General features: G+C 41.9%; 18 protein-coding genes and 1 other annotated feature. All 18 genes read left to right on the top strand.

The features are described 5' to 3' along the window. The 18 genes from rlmB to tuf all read left to right on the top strand — a co-directional run bounded on the left by rlmB (window position 1) and on the right by tuf (window position 18,815). Window positions 1-744 (top strand): 23S rRNA (guanosine(2251)-2'-O)-methyltransferase RlmB, encoded by a 744-nt coding sequence (gene rlmB / locus Q1B03_RS20370; RefSeq protein WP_148971229.1) that lies wholly within the window; start codon window positions 1-3, stop codon window positions 742-744. Window positions 745-750: 6 nt separating this feature from the next. Further along, window positions 751-1,260, top strand: a complete 510-nt coding sequence (locus Q1B03_RS20375; protein WP_299746109.1) for an NYN domain-containing protein — start codon at window positions 751-753, stop codon at window positions 1,258-1,260. 116 nt (window positions 1,261-1,376) lie between these two features. Further along, complete coding sequence (sigH, locus tag Q1B03_RS20380) at window positions 1,377-1,982, top strand: RNA polymerase sporulation sigma factor SigH (protein ID WP_229597131.1); 606 nt, start codon at window positions 1,377-1,379, stop codon at window positions 1,980-1,982. Between the two features lie 72 nt (window positions 1,983-2,054). Next, window positions 2,055-2,201, top strand: coding sequence for a 50S ribosomal protein L33 (gene rpmG / locus Q1B03_RS20385; RefSeq protein WP_079534455.1), 147 nt, complete (start codon window positions 2,055-2,057; stop codon window positions 2,199-2,201). A 48-nt stretch (window positions 2,202-2,249) separates the two neighbouring features. Continuing rightward, entirely contained in the window at window positions 2,250-2,429 is a 180-nt protein-coding gene (secE, locus tag Q1B03_RS20390; protein WP_044340513.1) for a preprotein translocase subunit SecE, read from the top strand. 171 nt (window positions 2,430-2,600) lie between these two features. Beyond that, window positions 2,601-3,134, top strand: coding sequence for a transcription termination/antitermination protein NusG (gene nusG, locus Q1B03_RS20395; protein WP_098353402.1), 534 nt, complete (start codon window positions 2,601-2,603; stop codon window positions 3,132-3,134). A gap of 175 nt (window positions 3,135-3,309) precedes the next feature. Then, window positions 3,310-3,735, top strand: a complete 426-nt coding sequence (gene rplK / locus Q1B03_RS20400) for a 50S ribosomal protein L11 (RefSeq protein ID WP_032085258.1) — start codon at window positions 3,310-3,312, stop codon at window positions 3,733-3,735. Window positions 3,736-3,809: 74 nt separating this feature from the next. Then, entirely contained in the window at window positions 3,810-4,556 is a 747-nt protein-coding gene (rplA, locus tag Q1B03_RS20405; RefSeq protein ID WP_299746265.1) for a 50S ribosomal protein L1, read from the top strand. Window positions 4,557-4,606: 50 nt separating this feature from the next. Beyond that, window positions 4,607-4,751 (top strand) — a sequence feature (ribosomal protein L10 leader region). Window positions 4,752-4,793: 42 nt separating this feature from the next. Beyond that, entirely contained in the window at window positions 4,794-5,294 is a 501-nt protein-coding gene (gene rplJ / locus Q1B03_RS20410; RefSeq protein WP_299746133.1) for a 50S ribosomal protein L10, read from the top strand. 57 nt (window positions 5,295-5,351) lie between these two features. Next, complete coding sequence (rplL, locus tag Q1B03_RS20415; RefSeq protein ID WP_299746135.1) at window positions 5,352-5,711, top strand: 50S ribosomal protein L7/L12; 360 nt, start codon at window positions 5,352-5,354, stop codon at window positions 5,709-5,711. Between the two features lie 157 nt (window positions 5,712-5,868). Then, window positions 5,869-6,477: a class I SAM-dependent methyltransferase gene (locus Q1B03_RS20420; RefSeq protein ID WP_299746137.1), complete on the top strand. Its 609-nt coding sequence runs from the start codon at window positions 5,869-5,871 to the stop codon at window positions 6,475-6,477. A gap of 232 nt (window positions 6,478-6,709) precedes the next feature. Next, complete coding sequence (gene rpoB, locus Q1B03_RS20425) at window positions 6,710-10,267, top strand: DNA-directed RNA polymerase subunit beta (RefSeq protein WP_299746140.1); 3,558 nt, start codon at window positions 6,710-6,712, stop codon at window positions 10,265-10,267. Window positions 10,268-10,318: 51 nt separating this feature from the next. Next, the gene (gene rpoC / locus Q1B03_RS20430; protein WP_219166393.1) at window positions 10,319-13,918 is read left to right on the top strand and encodes a DNA-directed RNA polymerase subunit beta'; all 3,600 of its coding nucleotides are present in this window, start codon (window positions 10,319-10,321) and stop codon (window positions 13,916-13,918) included. A gap of 160 nt (window positions 13,919-14,078) precedes the next feature. Next, window positions 14,079-14,327: a 50S ribosomal protein L7ae-like protein gene (locus Q1B03_RS20435; protein ID WP_148971237.1), complete on the top strand. Its 249-nt coding sequence runs from the start codon at window positions 14,079-14,081 to the stop codon at window positions 14,325-14,327. Between the two features lie 99 nt (window positions 14,328-14,426). Then, window positions 14,427-14,849, top strand: coding sequence for a 30S ribosomal protein S12 (gene rpsL / locus Q1B03_RS20440; RefSeq protein WP_032085266.1), 423 nt, complete (start codon window positions 14,427-14,429; stop codon window positions 14,847-14,849). Window positions 14,850-14,893: 44 nt separating this feature from the next. Further along, entirely contained in the window at window positions 14,894-15,364 is a 471-nt protein-coding gene (gene rpsG / locus Q1B03_RS20445; protein ID WP_034765993.1) for a 30S ribosomal protein S7, read from the top strand. A gap of 51 nt (window positions 15,365-15,415) precedes the next feature. Next, complete coding sequence (gene fusA, locus Q1B03_RS20450; RefSeq protein WP_299746152.1) at window positions 15,416-17,494, top strand: elongation factor G; 2,079 nt, start codon at window positions 15,416-15,418, stop codon at window positions 17,492-17,494. Window positions 17,495-17,624: 130 nt separating this feature from the next. Then, on the top strand, window positions 17,625-18,815 hold the full coding sequence (gene tuf / locus Q1B03_RS20455; RefSeq protein WP_299746155.1) for an elongation factor Tu: 1,191 nt from the start codon (window positions 17,625-17,627) through the stop codon (window positions 18,813-18,815). Window positions 18,816-19,284: the final 469 nt, after the last annotated feature.

A 19,284-nucleotide genomic window follows, 5' to 3' on the forward strand; every position in this document is an offset into this window, starting at 1 on the left:
ATGAGTAAAGATTTTATCGGAGGAAGAAATCCGGTTATGGAAGCATTGAAGTCGGGAAGGGATATCAATAAGATTTGGATTGCAGAAGGTTCCCAGAAAGGCTCCATCCAGCAAATTGTTGGACTTGCCAAAGAATCGAATGTGATGGTTCAATACGTTCCGAAGAAGAAGATAGAACAAATGGTAGCGGAAAATCATCAAGGGGTCGTGGCCTCTGTAGCTGCTTATCAGTATGCGGAAATTGATGATTTGTTTCATAGGGCCGAACAAAAAGGGGAAGATCCATTCATACTGATCCTGGATGAATTAGAGGATCCTCATAACCTGGGTTCGATCATGAGAACAGCGGATGCTGCTGGTGCCCATGGAATCATCATCCCGAAGAGGAGAGCAGTGGGGCTGACGTCAACGGTAGCGAAAGCTTCAACGGGTGCCATTGAGCACATTCCGGTTGCACGTGTAACCAACCTGTCCAGAGCGGTTGATGAACTGAAAGAACGTGGTGTATGGGTGGCAGGAACGGATGCGAAAGGAAAGCAGGATTTCCGCCAATTGGATGGTACGCTGCCTATCGGCTTGATTATCGGAAGTGAAGGTAAAGGGATGAGCCGAATACTTAGAGATAAATGTGATTTCCTTGTTCAGTTGCCAATGGTCGGTCATGTAACATCATTAAACGCTTCGGTGGCAGCTAGTATTTTAATGTATGAGGTCTATCGTAAACGCCACCCGTTGGGAGAATAGAGAGACATGGATATTCTCCTTGTGGACGGCTATAACATAATCGGTGCCTGGTCAGAGCTGAATGAGTTGAAACATAAGGATTTGGCCGCAGCGAGAGATCGCCTTGTAGAACTAATGGCTGAATATCAAGGATATACCGGCTACCGGGTCATTGTCGTTTTTGATGCTTATTACGTTCAGGGAATTGCCCGTAAATATAGAAATTATAAGGTGGAAGTCATTTTCACGAAAGAAAATGAAACAGCGGATGAACGAATTGAAAAATTAGCCATTGAGTTAAGTAATATTAAAACTCAAATTCATGTAGCCACTTCTGATTTCACGGAGCAATGGGCGATCTTTGGCCAGGGAGCCCTCCGTAAATCAGCAAGGGAGCTGCACACAGAAGTAAAAGTCATCGAAAAAAAGATTGAAAGAAAAGTACGGAATTCAAGTGATAAAAGGCCGGCTTCCAAGATCCAATTATCAGATGAAGTTGCTGAAATTTTCGAAAAATGGCGCCGCGGGGAACAATGAGAGGTTGACGATTGAATTTTCTGTAATGTATAATATTTCTATCTATTGTTTTGCGCGGGGGGATGTGTGTGAGCAATATCACCAGGACAGAAGCATTTGATAATCGATTAGAAGGCATGGATGATGAAGAGATCATAGAAGCCGTCCATCAGGGTCACAGCGAAGCGTTAGATTTCTTAATCAGGAAATATCGTAATTTTGTAAGAGCGAAAGCCCGCTCGTATTTCTTAATTGGGGCAGATAAGGAAGATATCGTCCAGGAGGGTATGATTGGATTATACAAGGCGATCCGTGATTATAAAGAGGACAAGCTGACTTCTTTTAAAGCGTTTGCAGAGCTTTGTATCACAAGACAAATCATTACAGCCATTAAGACAGCCACGAGACAGAAGCATATACCATTGAATTCGTATGTTTCATTGGACAAGCCCATTTATGACGACGAGTCAGACCGAACGCTCTTAGATGTTATTTCAGGTGCGAAAGTAATGGATCCGGAAGCGCTGATAATCAATCGTGAAGAATTCGATAATATGGAAGACAAGATGGCTCAGTTATTAAGTGATCTTGAGAGGAAAGTACTGGCTCTCTATTTAGACGGTCAATCCTATCAGGAGATCTCTGAAGAACTGAACCGCCATGTGAAATCCATCGACAATGCCTTGCAGCGAGTGAAAAGAAAGCTCGAACGATACTTGGAAGTTCGCGAAATAACGATGTAAAGTCATATTGACACAAATTGGTGGTCGTGTTATTTTTGATAGGACTTACTATGGATAGTATAGGTGGAATATATGACTACTAAATTAATACTTGCTTGTACGGTGTGTGGTTCCAGGAATTATAGTGTACCGGGTAATCGTAATCAAGCAGTTCGATTAGAATTGAAGAAATTCTGTAATACATGTAATGCTCACACCCTACACAAAGAAACAAAATAGTGGAGCACCAAGTCTTGCGTATTGATATTAGTTGGAGGTTACAAACGGATGTTTAAATTCTTTCGCAATGTTGCATCAGAAATGAGAAAGGTCAGCTGGCCTAAACGTAAAGAGTTAACACGCTATACGATTACCGTTATTACGACAGTGGTATTTGTTGCCCTTTTCTTTGCTGTCATTGACCTGGGCATCTCAGAACTTATGCGATTGATCATTGGTTCTAAGTAAGAGAAACATAGAATTAGTTGTATATATACCGTGAAATCATGGTATAATGAATGTTAATAGAGTACATGACCTTAGAGCCCGTTATCTTTTTACGGGTTTTTTCATTTGGAGAAAAAAAGGCGGATAAGTATTCTTAAACAGCGAGGAGGGACGGACGTTTAGTCCTATTAAATGGAGAAAAATTGGTATGTAGTTCATACTTATTCAGGATATGAGAACAAGGTTAAAGCGAACCTTGAGAAACGTGTTGAAACGATGGGGATGCAAGACAAAATCTTCCGCGTGATCGTACCTGAAGAAGAAGAGACAGATTTCAAGAACGGTAAGAAGAAAGTCGTTAAGAAGAAGGTCTTCCCTGGTTATGTGATCGTGGAAATCGTCATGACGGATGATTCCTGGTACGTTGTTCGTAACACGCCTGGAGTTACCGGGTTTGTCGGTTCATCAGGTTCAGGTTCAAAGCCTACTCCTTTATTACCCGAAGAAGTGACAAATCTTCTGAAGCAAATGGGTATGACAGAGAAAAAGGTAGAGATCGACTTCGAATTAGGAGAAACAGTAAAAGTAAACGAAGGTCCGTTTGCGAACTTTACCGGCTCAATCGAAGAGATTGATAATGCGAAAGCAAAAGTGAAAGTTCATGTTAATATGTTTGGCAGAGATACCCCGGTAGAACTGGATTTCTCCCAAATTGATAAATTATAATGGAAAAGAACTTGAAATCATTCTGAAAAAATGGTACTATTTCATAAGTCAGTGCGTCTCCGCAAAGAGATACTGAAACTAATAGACGTTCTTTATGTTGATAAAGACATTTTTTACATGAGTGGGAGGGTGAAAAACCCAATAACCACATCACGGACTTAAGGAGGTGTGTCTCGTGGCTAAAAAAGTTATTAAAATGGTTAAATTGCAGATTCCTGCCGGTAAAGCTAATCCAGCTCCACCAGTTGGTCCTGCACTAGGTCAAGCAGGTGTTAACATCATGGGATTCTGTAAGGAATTCAATGCTCGTACAGCAGATCAAGCTGGCTTAATCATTCCTGTTGAAATTACGGTATTTGAAGACCGTTCATTTACATTCATCACAAAAACTCCACCCGCTGCAGTTTTACTTAAAAAAGCAGCTGGTATCGAGTCTGGTTCAGGCGAACCAAACAGCAAGAAAGTGGCAACACTTAAACGCGACAAAGTACGTGAAATTGCTGAAACAAAAATGCCTGACTTAAATGCAGCTAGTGTTGAATCAGCTATGCGCATGGTAGAAGGAACTGCGCGCAGCATGGGTATCGTCATCGAAGACTAATCCCTGCTTCGTTAAAGGTCCTGTTGAACGAGGTTGCGATGATGAAATGTACGTTTCACTCGCAACCTTATTTCGTGGGAGGTTATTCCGCTAAAACCACATATAGGAGGAAATTTAAAATGGCAAAAAAAGGCAAAAAGTTTCTTGAAGCTCAAAAGCTTGTAGATCGTACTACAGCTTACTCAGTTGAAGAAGCAATCGAATTAGTAAAGAAAACAAACTTCGCTAAGTTTGACGCAACGATCGAAGTAGCGTTCCGCTTAGGTGTAGATACTCGTAAGAATGACCAGCAAATCCGTGGAGCAGTTGTACTTCCACACGGAACTGGTAAAACTCAAAAAGTTCTTGTGTTCGCTAAAGGCGATAAAGCAAAAGAAGCAGAAGCTGCTGGCGCTGATTTCGTAGGTGATGCAGAACTAATCAACAAAATCAACCAAGGTTGGTTCGAGTTCGATGTTATCGTAGCCACTCCTGACATGATGGGTGAAGTTGGTAAGCTTGGTCGTGTATTAGGACCTAAAGGTTTAATGCCAAACCCTAAAACTGGAACAGTTACATTCGACGTGACTAAAGCTGTCAATGAAATCAAAGCTGGTAAAGTTGAATACCGTGCTGACAAATCAGGTAACGTACACGTTCCTGTTGGAAAGATTTCTTTCGACAACGAAAAGCTTGTTGAAAACTTTGCTACAATGTATGAAACAATGCTTAAAGTTAAACCTGCAGCTGCAAAAGGAACTTACATGAAAAACGTTTCTGTAACTTCTACAATGGGACCTGGCGTTAAAGTCGATCCTTCAACTTTCGCAGTTAAGGCATAATTTGGTATTGACTTACCTTGAGCTAATGATTATAATTAGTTCTGTTGTTAAAAACGAATACATTTGTACCGTAGACAGTAGGTGCTCATTCAGAGCTTAATGTCCTGCCGAGGTAATTGCGATAAAATAACCGCTTATAGCGTGTTTGCAATGCCCTTATGTCTACCTTGATATAAGGGCATTTTTTATTGGATGACGGTATAAATGTTCATCAGTCAATCTACAGGAGGTGTAATGATGAGCAGCATTCTAGAACAAAAGAAACATATCGTTGGAGAAATCTCTGACAAGCTAAAAAACAGTGTATCTACAATCATTGTAGATTACCGTGGTCTGGATGTTTCCGAAGTAACTGAGCTTCGTAAACAACTTCGTGAAGCTGGCATCGACTTCAAAGTGTACAAAAACACTATGGTTCGTCGTGCGGCAGAAGAAGCTGGTCTTGAAGGGTTAAACGAATTCTTAACGGGTCCTAACGCGATCGCGTTCAGTACTGAAGAAGTAGTTGCACCTGCAAAGATTCTTAACAGCTTTGCTAAAGAACACGAAGCACTTGAAATCAAGACGGGTGTCATTGAAGGAACAATCACTTCAGTTGAGGATGTTAAAGCAATCGCTGAACTTCCAAACCGTGAAGGACTTCTTTCTATGCTACTCAGCGTGCTTCAAGCTCCAATGCGCAACTTTGCATTGGCGACAAAAGCCGTTGCAGATCAAAAAGAAGAGCAAGGCGCGTAAGTTAAAGCAAGTCGTTTAAATAAAAATTAAGCAAACATTACAAGGAGGAAATTTAAAATGAGTAAAGAGCAAATCATTGACGCGATTAAAGAAATGTCAGTTCTTGAATTAAATGATCTAGTTAAAGCAATCGAAGAAGAATTCGGAGTAACTGCTGCTGCACCTGTAGCTGTAGCTGCTGGTGGCGGAGACGCTGCTGCAGAAAAAACTGAATTCGACGTAATCCTTGAGAGCGCTGGGTCTCAAAAAATCAAAGTTATCAAAGTTGTTCGTGAAATCACAGGTCTTGGCCTTAAAGAAGCGAAAGAAATGGTTGATAACACTCCAAAAGCTCTTAAAGAAGGTATTTCTAAAGAGGAAGCTGAAGAACTTAAAGCTAAACTTGAAGAAGTTGGAGCTGGCGTAGAAGTTAAGTAATGATTGTATAGATGAAAAGCTCGCTATATTTGGCGGGCTTTTTTCTTGTCTGGCACCTAACAGTAAGTAAACAATTGCGTTTATCGTCCGTGACCTTCATTTCCTTTTGGGAAAGATGGTTAATAGACTTGATGTACCAAAGGATGGAGATGATATAATGACCGATCACTATTATTCTCATAACCCTGATGTAGAGAGTAACCCCCAAACGATCGCCTTTGAATTGAGAGGACATGCGTTCCGTTTTAAAACGGATCAAGGTGTTTTTTCGAAGAAGGAAGTTGACTTTGGTTCAAGAGCTTTGATTGAAACGTTTAAATTACCAGACGTAACGGGTCCGTTACTGGATGTCGGTTGCGGGTATGGTCCAATCGGTTTGTCTTTAGCGAAAGAAAATGATAATCGTATGGTTCATATGATTGATGTAAACGAGAGAGCGTTGTCTTTAGCAAAAGAAAATGCTAGAGAGAATAAAGTTCAAAACGTGAGCATCTACCAAAGTGACCGATTTACGAATGTCGTTGAAACGGAATTTGCGGCCATTTTAACAAACCCGCCGATAAGAGCAGGGAAAGAAACGGTTCATTCGATTCTTGAAACTAGTTATGACTACCTGAAGGAGAATGGTGAATTGTGGGCCGTTATACAGAAGAAACAAGGCGCTCCATCTGCCATGGATAAAATGGAAGAATTGTTTACAAATGTAGAAATTGTCGCCAGGAAAAAGGGTTACTACATCTTGAAATCGGTAAAAGAAATCCGTTGACGTAGCTTTACTGCTATGATAACATTATAAAATGCAAAAATATTATTTTCCGGTATTATGTCCATATGTATACATATTGGATAAATTGGAAAAGATTATAAAATAATAGTTCGTAATATGAAAATGAGGTTTTATCATTAAAACCCTTTTTCTTTTTGTCTTGTGTAGAGTAGCATTCCTACTTGAAGGCATATAGACACAACCAAAACGCTTGATTTGAGGGGTGAATCAGTTGACAGGTCAACTAGTTCAGTATGGACGACACCGCCAACGCAGAAGTTTTGCGCGTATCAGTGAAGTTTTAGAATTACCGAATTTAATCGAAATTCAAACTTCCTCGTATCAATGGTTTCTTGATGAGGGGTTAAGAGAAATGTTCCGTGACATTTCTCCGATTGAGGACTTCACTGGTAATCTCTCTTTAGAATTTATTGATTATAGTCTGGGAGAGCCAAAGTACTCGGTGGAAGAATCAAAGGAAAGAGATGTTACTTACTCTGCACCGCTTAGAGTGAAAGTCCGTCTTGTGAACAAGGAAACAGGAGAAGTAAAAGATCAAGACGTATTTATGGGTGATTTCCCATTAATGACAGACACAGGTACTTTTGTCATTAATGGTGCTGAGCGCGTTATCGTATCTCAGTTAGTACGTTCACCTAGTGTTTACTTTAGCGGAAAAGTAGATAAGAACGGAAAGAAAGGGTTTACTGCTACCGTTATACCAAACCGCGGAGCTTGGCTTGAGTATGAAACAGATGCGAAAGATGTTGTATATGTGCGAATTGATCGAACTCGCAAACTACCGGTAACGGTTCTTTTACGTGCCCTTGGGTTTGGCTCTGATCAAGAAATCATCGATTTGATCGGTGATAATGAGTACATTCGTAACACGCTCGAGAAAGACAACACGGAAGGTATCGACAAGGCATTGCTCGAGATTTACGAGCGTCTGCGTCCGGGAGAGCCTCCTACAGTAGAAAATGCTAAAAGTTTACTCGTTTCTCGTTTCTTTGATCCTAAGCGTTATGACTTAGCAAACGTTGGACGTTACAAAATGAACAAAAAGCTTCACATTAAGAACCGTTTATTCGGTCAAACTCTAGCAGAAACTCTAGCAGATCCGGAAACGGGTGAGATTCTGGCGGAGAAAGGCACGGTTCTTGATCGCCGCGCTCTTGATAAGGTCATTCCTTATTTAGAAAATGGCATCGGGTTTAAGAACTACCAACAGTCAGGTGGCGTGTTAGAAGAAGACGTCGTTCTTCAATCTATCAAAATCTATTCTCCTAACGAAGAGGGAGAATTTGAGATTAATGTCATCAGCAATGCGTATGTTGAAGAAGAGGTTAAGTACATTACACCTGCAGATATCATCTCTTCTATTTCTTACTTCTTTAACTTATTACACGGAGTAGGACTAACGGATGATATTGACCATTTAGGAAACCGTCGTTTACGTTCGGTAGGTGAATTGCTTCAAAACCAATTCCGCATCGGTTTATCACGTATGGAGCGTGTCGTTCGTGAAAGAATGTCCATTCAGGATACGAACACGATCACGCCTCAACAACTGATCAACATTCGTCCTGTTATCGCATCAATTAAAGAGTTCTTTGGAAGCTCTCAATTGTCTCAATTTATGGATCAAACGAATCCTCTTGCAGAGTTAACGCACAAACGTCGTCTTTCTGCTTTAGGACCTGGTGGATTAACGCGTGAACGTGCAGGATTCGAAGTGCGTGACGTACATTACTCCCACTATGGTCGTATGTGTCCGATTGAAACGCCTGAGGGACCAAACATCGGACTGATCAACTCACTTTCTTCATTTGCGAAAGTGAATAAATTCGGCTTTATCGAAACGCCGTATCGTCGTGTTGACCCTGATACCGGGAAAGTAACCGATCGTATCGATTACTTGACAGCAGACGAAGAAGATAACTATGTAGTGGCACAAGCAAACGCACGTCTAGGTGATGACGGTGCATTCCTTGATGAAGAAGTCATTGCTCGTTTCCGTGGTGAAAACACGGTCATCAAGCGTGAACGTCTGGACTACATGGATGTATCTCCTAAACAAGTAGTATCAGCTGCGACAGCATGTATTCCTTTCTTAGAGAACGATGACTCCAACCGTGCTCTTATGGGAGCGAACATGCAGCGTCAAGCAGTACCTTTAATGAATCCAGAATCACCGATCGTCGGAACAGGTATGGAACACGTATCAGCCAAAGACTCTGGTGCCGCCGTGATTTGTAAATATGAAGGTATTGTAGAAAAGGTTGAAGCGAAACAAGTTTGGGTGCGTCGTGTGAAAGAAATCGACGGTCAAGAAGTAAAAGGTGACCTCGATAAATATCGTATGCAAAAATTCATCCGTTCAAACCAGGGAACATGTTACAACCAGCGTCCAATCGTAAGTGAAGGCGACCGTGTCGTAAAAGGAGAAATCCTTGCTGATGGTCCTTCAATGGAAAAGGGAGAACTCGCCTTAGGACGTAACGTAATGGTTGGATTCATGACTTGGGACGGTTACAACTATGAAGATGCGATCATCATGAGTGAACGTCTTGTAAAGGACGATGTATATACTTCTATTCATATTGAAGAATATGAGTCTGAATCCCGTGATACGAAATTAGGACCAGAAGAAATCACTCGTGATATTCCAAACGTTGGTGAAGATGCACTTCGCAATCTTGATGAACGTGGAATCATCCGCATCGGTGCTGAAGTGAAAGACGGCGACCTACTTGTTGGTAAAGTAACGCCTAAAGGTGTAACAGAGTTGACTGCTGAAGAACGCTTATTACATGCAATCTTCGGTGAGAAAGCTCGCGAAGTGCGGGATACATCTCTTCGTGTACCACATGGTGGCGGGGGAATCATCCTCGATGTTAAAGTCTTCAATCGTGAAGACGGCGACGAATTGCCTCCAGGTGTAAACCAGCTTGTCCGTGTATACATCGTTCAGAAACGTAAGATTTCTGAAGGTGACAAAATGGCTGGTCGTCACGGTAACAAGGGTGTTATTTCAAGAATTCTTCCTGAAGAAGACATGCCGTTCTTACCAGACGGTACACCGATCGATATCATGTTAAACCCGTTAGGGGTACCATCTCGTATGAATATCGGACAGGTGCTGGAGCTTCACTTAGGTATGGCAGCAAGATATCTTGGTGTTCATGTCGCTTCACCGGTATTTGATGGAGCGCGTGAGGAAGACGTATGGGCAACCATTGAAGAAGCAGGTATGGCACGTGATGCGAAAACCGTTCTTTATGATGGTAGAACAGGTGAACCGTTTGATAACCGTGTATCAGTTGGTATCATGTATATGATCAAGCTTGCTCACATGGTTGATGACAAACTTCACGCTCGTTCAACTGGTCCTTATTCACTTGTTACGCAGCAGCCACTTGGAGGTAAAGCTCAATTCGGTGGACAGCGTTTCGGTGAGATGGAGGTATGGGCACTTGAAGCTTATGGTGCTGCTTACACTCTACAAGAAATTCTAACGGTTAAGTCAGATGATGTTGTGGGTCGTGTGAAAACATACGAAGCCATTGTCAAAGGTGAAAACGTTCCTGAACCAGGAGTTCCGGAATCATTCAAAGTTCTGATCAAAGAGCTTCAAAGTTTAGGTATGGATGTTAAGATCCTCTCTAGTACCGAAGAAGAAATCGAAATGCGTGACTTAGAGGATGAAGAAGAAGTACAACAAGCAGACACGCTAAATATCTCTGAATCTAATGCACAAGAATCCGAGACAGTAGGGTCTAAAGAATAAATTTAGAGCAATTAGGGTTAGAGCCTGTAGATTAAAAGGGAGGTAGGCCCCTTGCTAGATGTAAATAATTTTGAGTATATGAAAATTGGTTTAGCTTCCCCCGATAAGATCCGTTCGTGGTCTTTCGGGGAAGTCAAAAAGCCCGAAACGATTAACTATCGTACGTTAAAACCAGAAAAAGATGGTTTGTTCTGTGAACGTATCTTCGGTCCTACGAAGGACTGGGAATGTCACTGTGGTAAATACAAACGTGTACGCTATAAAGGCGTCGTTTGTGACCGCTGTGGTGTAGAAGTAACAAAGGCTAAAGTTCGCCGTGAACGTATGGGTCACATTGAACTGGCTGCTCCTGTATCTCATATTTGGTACTTCAAAGGAATCCCAAGCCGTATGGGACTTGTTTTAGACATGTCTCCCCGTGCTTTAGAAGAAGTGATCTACTTCGCTTCCTATGTTGTAACAGAACCAGGTGACACGGCTCTGGAAAGAAAGCAACTTCTTTCTGAGAAAGAGTACCGTGCCTACCGTGAGAAATACGGAGTCAAATTCCAAGCTGCAATGGGAGCTGAAGCGATTAAAAAGCTTCTTCAAGACATTGACCTGGATAAAGAAGCTGATTTCCTTAAAGAAGAACTGAAAACAGCTCAAGGTCAACGCCGTACCCGTGCAATTAAACGTTTAGAAGTAGTGGAATCTTTCAGAAACTCAGGTAATGATCCGGATTGGATGATTCTTGATGTATTACCTGTCATTCCTCCAGAGCTTCGCCCGATGGTTCAGCTTGACGGTGGACGCTTTGCGACTTCTGACTTAAATGATTTATATCGTCGTGTTATTAACCGTAATAACCGTTTGAAACGTTTATTGGACCTTGGTGCTCCAAGTATCATCGTTCAAAACGAGAAGCGTATGCTTCAAGAAGCGGTCGACGCTTTAATTGACAATGGTCGTCGCGGCCGTCCTGTTACAGGACCGGGTAACCGCCCATTAAAATCCCTTTCACATATGCTTAAAGGGAAGCAGGGGCGTTTCCGTCAAAACCTTCTCGGTAAACGTGTTGACTATTCCGGTCGTTCTGTAATCGTTGTTGGACCTAACCTTAAGATGTATCAATGTGGTCTTCCTAAAGAAATGGCACTTGAGTTATTCAAACCATTTGTAATGAAAGAGCTCGTTGAAAAAGGATTGGCTCACAACATTAAGAGTGCTAAGCGCAAGATTGAACGCGTTCAGCCGGAAGTATGGGATGTATTAGAAGGGGTTATTAAAGAACATCCAGTTCTTTTAAACCGTGCACCTACTCTTCACAGACTTGGTATTCAAGCATTTGAACCAACTCTAGTCGAAGGTAGAGCGATCCGTCTTCACCCACTTGTATGTACGGCATACAACGCGGATTTTGATGGTGACCAAATGGCGGTTCACGTACCTCTATCTTCTGAAGCACAAGCTGAAGCTCGCATGCTGATGCTTGCTGCCCAAAACATCCTAAATCCGAAAGACGGTAAGCCAGTTGTTACTCCGTCCCAGGATATGGTATTAGGTAACTATTACCTGACACTTGAGCGTGAAAATGCTGTTGGTGAAGGTATGATCTTCAATGATGCAAATGAAGTTATCCTTGCATATCAAAATGGTTATGTACACTTGCATACCCGTATTGCGATCCATGCCAGCACCATCAACAACAAAACGTTCACCGATAAGCAAAATAAACAATTATTATTAACAACGGTAGGTAAAGTAATCTTTAACGAGATCTTACCTGATACATTCCCGTTCATTAACGAACCAACAAGAACGAACTTGGAAGTAGCTACTCCTGAGAACTACTTTGTTGATCCGTCAACGGACGTTAAAGAAGTATTCCAAAATCGTGAGTTAATCAACCCATTTAAAAAAGGTTTCTTAGGGAATATCATTGCAGAAGTATTCAAGAAGTTTGCTATCACTGAGACGTCTCGTATGCTTGATAAAATGAAAGACTTAGGATTCAAATACTCTACTAAAGCCGGTATTACGGTTGGTATCGCAGATATCGTCGTACTAGCGGAAAAAGAAGAAATCTTAATCGAAGCACAAAGTAAAGTAGACAACGTATTAAAACAATTTAAACGTGGTCTTATTACAGAAGATGAAAGATACGATCGTGTTATCTCAATCTGGAGTGCTGCGAAAGATACCATTCAAGGTAAATTAATGGCGACACTGGATAAACGCAACCCGATCTTCATGATGAGTGATTCAGGTGCCCGTGGTAACGCATCTAACTTTACTCAGCTTGCTGGTATGCGTGGACTGATGGCCAACCCGGCTGGTCGTATCATTGAGTTACCGATCAAATCAAGTTTCCGTGAAGGATTAACGGTCCTTGAGTACTTTATTTCTACACATGGTGCCCGTAAAGGTCTTGCCGATACAGCACTGAAAACAGCTGACTCAGGTTACCTGACACGTCGTCTTGTTGATGTGGCCCAGGATGTAATCGTTCGTGAAGAAGACTGTGGAACGGACAGAGGACTACTTGTAGGATCCATTAAAGAGGGTACAGAAATCATCGAGCCTCTTGAAGAACGTTTACTTGGTCGTTATTCACGTAAAACATTACGTCATCCTGAGACAGATGAAATCATCATCACAGAAAATCAGCTGATCACAGAAGACTTAGCTAAGACGATCATTGATGCTGGTGTCGAACATGTTTCGATCCGTTCTGCTTTCACATGTAACACTAGACATGGTGTTTGTGAGAAATGTTACGGTACGAACTTGGCAACAGGACAAAAAGTCGAAGTAGGGGAAGCTGTTGGGATCATCGCTGCTCAATCCATCGGGGAACCGGGTACACAGTTAACGATGCGTACCTTCCATACTGGTGGGGTTGCAGGAGACGATATCACTCAAGGTTTACCGCGTATCCAAGAGATCTTCGAAGCGCGTAATCCTAAAGGTCAAGCCGTTATTTCTGAAATCGATGGTGTCATTACTTCCATCAGTGAAGGAAAAGATCGTCAGTACGAAATTACCGTTCAAGGTGATGTGGAAACGAGAAGTTACACAGCTCCATACACAGCTCGCCTGAAATTCGCTGTGAACGATAAAGTAGCACGCGGTCAGGAGATCACAGAAGGTTCAATCGATCCAAAAGAACTTCTTAAAGTGCGTGATGTGTCAGCCGTTCAGGAATACTTGCTGCGTGAGGTACAAAAAGTATACCGTATGCAAGGGGTTGAAATCGGCGACAAACACGTTGAGGTTATGGTTCGTCAAATGTTACGCAAGGTTCGTGTTATTGATGCAGGTGAATCTGAGGTACTACCAGGTACTCTTATGGACATCCATCAATTCAGGGATGCGAACGAAAAAGCTCTATTTGGCGGTAAGCTTCCGGCAACAGGACGCCCTGTATTGCTCGGGATCACCAAAGCTTCACTTGAAACAGATTCCTTCTTATCCGCAGCATCGTTCCAGGAAACAACTCGTGTGTTAACGGACGCTGCCATAAAAGGAAAACGTGATGAGTTACTTGGACTGAAAGAAAATGTTATCATCGGTAAATTGGTTCCTGCCGGTACGGGTATGCAACGTTACCGCAAGGCAGAGCCGGTATTGGCAGAAGATACTAGTGAAGAAACAGTAACAGTAGAGTAATCTATTTAGGCTAACTCTTAGGCGCGTTTGATTGCTCAATCATAAGCTCTAAGAGTTAGCTTTTATAAATCTTTTAAATCTATGTTGACATAGAGATTTTAAGATGATAATATATTCAAGGTTGCTCCTATTAATAACCTGTTACTTTGGAGGATATGAAATGTCTTATGAAAAAGTAGCGCAGGCTAAAGAAATTATTGTAGGAACAAAGCAAGCAGTGAAAGCTCTGAAAACAGGTCATGTACTAGAAGTTGTTATTGCGGAGGATGCTGATCCCAAAGTTACAGCAAAAGTAGTCCAGGCCGCTATTGATCTTAAAGTACCGGTTAACAAAGTGGATTCAATGAAGAAACTTGGTAAATCGTGCGGAATAGATGTTGGAGCAGCAGCTGTTGCGATTATACAGTAAAATAGTTTTTGTAGAAGCTATCTGCAAAAACTTTACTTTTACCCAAAAAAGAACCACCTGGATGTGTGGGCTTACCAAATAAGAAGGGAGGAAAACAAAATGCCAACTATTAACCAATTAGTTCGCAAGCCTCGTCAGTCTAAATCAACTAAATCAAAGTCACCTGCACTTAACAAAGGTTATAACAGCTTTAAGAAAGTGCACACGAACTTGTCATCTCCACAAAAACGTGGTGTATGTACTCGTGTTGGTACAATGACTCCAAAGAAACCGAACTCGGCGCTACGTAAATATGCTCGTGTTCGTTTAACGAATGGAATCGAGGTTACTGCTTACATTCCTGGTATCGGACATAACCTTCAAGAGCACAGTGTTGTTCTTATCCGTGGAGGACGTGTAAAGGATTTACCAGGGGTACGTTATCACATCGTACGTGGTGCGCTTGATACAGCTGGAGTTGAAGGCCGTATGCAAGGACGTTCTAAATACGGAACTAAGCGCCCTAAAGCAGCTAAAAAATAATTTAAAAATCATAAATTCATTTCTCGTTGAAAGGAGGAAATCACATGCCACGTAAAGGTCCTGTAGCAAAAAGAGACGTTTTACCTGATCCAATGTACAATTCAAAATTAGTTACTCGTTTAATCAACAAAATCATGATTGACGGTAAAAGAGGTAAAGCTCAAAAGAAACTATACGCTGCGTTTGATATCATTAGCGAGCGTTCAGGTAAAGATGCAATGGAAGTATTCGATGCAGCTCTAAAAAATATCATGCCGGTATTAGAAGTTAAAGCTCGTCGTGTTGGTGGTTCAAACTATCAAGTACCTGTAGAGGTACGTCCAGAGCGTCGTACTACATTAGGTCTTCGTTGGTTAGTAAACTACTCTCGTCTTCGCGGTGAGAAGACAATGGAAGAGCGTTTAGCTAACGAAATCCTTGATGCAGCTAATAACACTGGAGCTTCTGTTAAGAAGCGTGAAGATACACACAAGATGGCTGAAGCGAACAAAGCGTTTGCTCACTATCGTTGGTAATCTGATCTTAAACAAACAAATCATTCTCATATAAGGAAGGAGAAAGACCGCATGCCTAGAGAGTTCTCCTTAGAAAACACTCGTAATATCGGTATCATGGCTCACATCGATGCTGGTAAAACAACTGCAACTGAGCGTATCCTATTTTATACAGGTCGTATCCATAAAATTGGAGAAACTCACGAAGGTGCTTCTCAAATGGACTGGATGGAGCAAGAGCAAGAACGTGGTATCACTATCACTTCTGCTGCGACAACAGCTCAATGGAAAGGCCATCGTATTAACATCATCGATACACCGGGACACGTAGACTTCACTGTTGAAGTTGAGCGTTCATTACGTGTACTTGATGGTGCAGTAGCAGTACTTGATGCTCAATCTGGTGTTGAGCCTCAAACTGAAACAGTATGGCGCCAAGCAACAACTTACGGGGTTCCCCGTGTTGTGTTCGTTAACAAAATGGACAAAATCGGTGCTGACTTCCTTTATTCTGTTGGGACACTTCATGAACGTTTACAAGCGAATGCGCATCCTATTCAGCTTCCAATCGGTGCTGAGGATGACTTCGAAGGTATCATCGACTTAGTAGAAATGAAAGCTTACTTCTATGAAGATGACCTTGGAACGCGTGCAGAAGCTCGTGACATTCCTGAAGAGTACAAAGATCAAGCTGATGAATACCGCGGAAAGTTAATTGAAGCAGTATCTGAACTTGATGAAGAGCTTATGATGAAATACCTAGAAGGCGAAGAGCTTACAAATGATGAGCTTAAAGCGGCTATCCGTACAGCAACTCTAACTGTAGAGTTCTACCCGGTAGTTTGTGGATCTGCCTTCAAAAACAAAGGGGTTCAATTATTAATTGACTCAGTTATCGACTATCTTCCAGCGCCAACAGACGTTGAAGATATCAAAGGTTTTGTACCTGAAACAGAAGAAGAAGTAACTCGTCCATCTTCAGACGAAGCGCCATTCTCTGCTTTAGCGTTCAAAGTTGCAACTGACCCTTATGTTGGTAAGTTAACTTTCTTCCGTGTATACTCTGGTGTTCTTGAGTCAGGTTCATACGTAAGAAACTCTTCAAAAGGGAAACGTGAACGTGTGGGTCGTATCCTGCAAATGCACGCAAACTCCCGTGAAGAAATCTCTAAAGTATATGCTGGAGACATTGCAGCAGCAGTTGGTCTGAAAGATACATCTACTGGAGATACGCTATGTGATGAAAAGAGTCTAGTTATTCTTGAATCTATGGTATTCCCAGAGCCTGTTATCTCTCTATCTGTTGAGCCTAAATCAAAAGCCGACCAAGATAAAATGACTACTGCACTACAAAAACTTCAAGAGGAAGATCCAACATTCCGTGCGCATACTGACCAGGAAACAGGTCAAGTTATCATCGCGGGTATGGGTGAGCTTCACTTAGATATCATCGTTGACCGTATGAAACGTGAATTCAAAGTAGAAGCTAACGTAGGTGCTCCTCAAGTATCTTACCGTGAGACTTTCCGTGATACGGCTAAAGTTGAAGGTAAGTTCGCCCGTCAATCTGGTGGACGTGGACAATTCGGACACGTATGGATCGAATTCTCACCTAACGAAGAAGGTAAAGGATTCGAATTCGAGAACGGTATCGTCGGTGGTGTAGTTCCTCGTGAATACATCCCTGCAGTACAAGCCGGTCTATCTGACGCTTTAGAAAATGGTGTCTTAGCTGGTTTCCCACTAGTTGATGTTAAAGCAAGATTATTCGATGGTTCATACCATGATGTTGACTCCTCTGAAATGGCGTTTAAAATCGCTGCTTCTATGGCACTTAAGAATGCCGCTTCTAAATGTAAGCCGGTAATCTTAGAGCCAATGATGAAGGTTGAGGTTGTTATCCCTGAGGAATACCTTGGAGATATCATGGGTGATGTAACTTCTCGTCGTGGACGTGTAGAAGGTATGGAAGCACGCGGTAACGCTCAAGTCGTTAAAGCGTTCGTACCTCTATCAGAAATGTTTGGATATGCAACTTCCCTTCGTTCTAACACACAAGGACGTGGAACATACTCCATGCACTTCGATCACTATGAAGAAGTACCTAAATCGATTTCTGAAGAAATCATCAAAAAAAATAAAGGTGAATAATTGATTTATTCCCTTTAATAAAGTATAAATACTATTGTAAGCATTACTGGTTCAGGGGTGGACATAAACTGCCTCTGGATTAGCCTAACTAATATACTTATTTTCTTTAAAATTAAAGGAGGATTTTCAAATGGGTAAGGAAAAATTTGATCGTTCCAAGCAACATGCGAATATCGGTACAATCGGTCACGTTGACCATGGTAAAACAACTCTAACAGCTGCAATCACAACTACACTTCACAAGAAGTATGGTCGTGGAACTGCAATGGCATATGACCAAATTGACGGTGCTCCAGAAGAAAGAGAGCGTGGAATCACAATCTCTACAGCACACGTTGAGTATGAAACTGATACTCGTCACTATGCACACGTTGACTGCCCAGGACATGCTGACTATGTTAAAAACATGATCACTGGTGCTGCACAAATGGATGGTGGGATCCTAGTAGTATCTGCTGCTGACGGCCCAATGCCACAAACTCGTGAGCACATCCTTCTTTCTCGTCAAGTAGGTGTACCTTACCTAGTTGTATTCATGAACAAATGTGACATGGTAGACGACGAAGAGCTACTTGAATTAGTAGAAATGGAAGTACGTGACCTTCTTTCTGAGTACGATTTCCCTGGTGATGACGTACCAGTAATCAAAGGTTCTGCTCTTAAAGCTCTTGAGGGAGATCCTGAGTGGGAAGAGAAAATCTTCGAACTTATGGAAGCTGTAGATAGCTACATCCCAACTCCAGAGCGTGACACTGAAAAACCATTCATGATGCCTGTTGAGGACGTATTCTCAATCACAGGTCGTGGTACAGTTGCTACTGGTCGTGTTGAGCGTGGACAAGTTAAAGTTGGAGACACTATCGACATCATCGGTCTTTCTGAAGAACCAAAATCTACTACTGTAACAGGTGTAGAAATGTTCCGTAAGCTTCTTGACTATGCTGAAGCTGGAGACAACATCGGTGCACTACTTCGTGGTGTAGCTCGTGAAGATATCCAACGTGGACAAGTACTTGCTAAGCCAGGTACAATCACTCCACACACAAAGTTCAAAGCAGAAGTTTATGTTCTTTCTAAAGAAGAGGGTGGACGTCACACTCCATTCTTCACTAACTACCGCCCACAGTTCTACTTCCGTACAACTGACGTAACTGGTATCTGTAACCTTCCTGAAGGTGTAGAAATGGTTATGCCTGGCGATAACATCGAAATGACTGTTGAGCTTATCGCTCCAATCGCTATCGAAGAAGGTACTAAGTTCTCTATCCGTGAGGGTGGACGTACTGTAGGTGCTGGAGTAGTAGCTACAATCACTGAGTAATCATTGATATCAAAAACAGATGGACACCATGTCCATCTGTTTTTTTGTGTTTAAATTGCTATACCACTTGGACGTACTACCACGATTATGATAATGGTGTTGTCGAGTTTCTTCTATATAGTATAGTACTTGTATATTTATGTTGATCAACCTCCAGTATGAATTATAAAAAGTTGAAAAATGTCGATTATGACTCACCCTTCATATTAATTATATTTCTTCATGAATAAATAATTGAAACACTAAGTTGATTGGAGCGGAAGGATGTTCGACTCCTGCGGGAATAGCGGGACAGGTGAGACCCCGCAGGCGAAGCAGAGGAGGCTCACCGCCCGCCCCGCGGAAAGCGAACATCCTGGAGCGTAAATCAACAAGCACTCACTCTTTAGGAGGTAGTAGAAATAAGTTCTAATATAGAATGAATACTAGTTCCCTTTGAATTAATGTTTTCTTTAATTCACTATAACCG

The organism is uncultured Rossellomorea sp. (genome assembly GCF_947488365.1).
Lineage (GTDB): Bacteria > Bacillota > Bacilli > Bacillales > Bacillaceae_B > Rossellomorea.

What these genes read in the sequence shown, in the direction of transcription:
- rpsL (WP_032085266.1), top strand. Translation starts at nt 14,427, where the DNA reads ATGCCAACTATTAACCAATTAGTTCGCAAGCCTCGTCAGTCTAAATCA.
- rplJ (WP_299746133.1), top strand. Translation starts at nt 4,794, where the DNA reads ATGAGCAGCATTCTAGAACAAAAGAAACATATCGTTGGAGAAATCTCT.
- rlmB (WP_148971229.1), top strand. Translation starts at nt 1, where the DNA reads ATGAGTAAAGATTTTATCGGAGGAAGAAATCCGGTTATGGAAGCATTG.
- nusG (WP_098353402.1), top strand. Translation starts at nt 2,601, where the DNA reads ATGGAGAAAAATTGGTATGTAGTTCATACTTATTCAGGATATGAGAAC.
- rpmG (WP_079534455.1), top strand. Translation starts at nt 2,055, where the DNA reads ATGACTACTAAATTAATACTTGCTTGTACGGTGTGTGGTTCCAGGAAT.
- Q1B03_RS20375 (WP_299746109.1), top strand. Translation starts at nt 751, where the DNA reads ATGGATATTCTCCTTGTGGACGGCTATAACATAATCGGTGCCTGGTCA.
- Q1B03_RS20420 (WP_299746137.1), top strand. Translation starts at nt 5,869, where the DNA reads ATGACCGATCACTATTATTCTCATAACCCTGATGTAGAGAGTAACCCC.
- sigH (WP_229597131.1), top strand. Translation starts at nt 1,377, where the DNA reads ATGGATGATGAAGAGATCATAGAAGCCGTCCATCAGGGTCACAGCGAA.
- secE (WP_044340513.1), top strand. Translation starts at nt 2,250, where the DNA reads ATGTTTAAATTCTTTCGCAATGTTGCATCAGAAATGAGAAAGGTCAGC.
- rplL (WP_299746135.1), top strand. Translation starts at nt 5,352, where the DNA reads ATGAGTAAAGAGCAAATCATTGACGCGATTAAAGAAATGTCAGTTCTT.
- Q1B03_RS20435 (WP_148971237.1), top strand. Translation starts at nt 14,079, where the DNA reads ATGTCTTATGAAAAAGTAGCGCAGGCTAAAGAAATTATTGTAGGAACA.
- tuf (WP_299746155.1), top strand. Translation starts at nt 17,625, where the DNA reads ATGGGTAAGGAAAAATTTGATCGTTCCAAGCAACATGCGAATATCGGT.
- rpsG (WP_034765993.1), top strand. Translation starts at nt 14,894, where the DNA reads ATGCCACGTAAAGGTCCTGTAGCAAAAAGAGACGTTTTACCTGATCCA.
- fusA (WP_299746152.1), top strand. Translation starts at nt 15,416, where the DNA reads ATGCCTAGAGAGTTCTCCTTAGAAAACACTCGTAATATCGGTATCATG.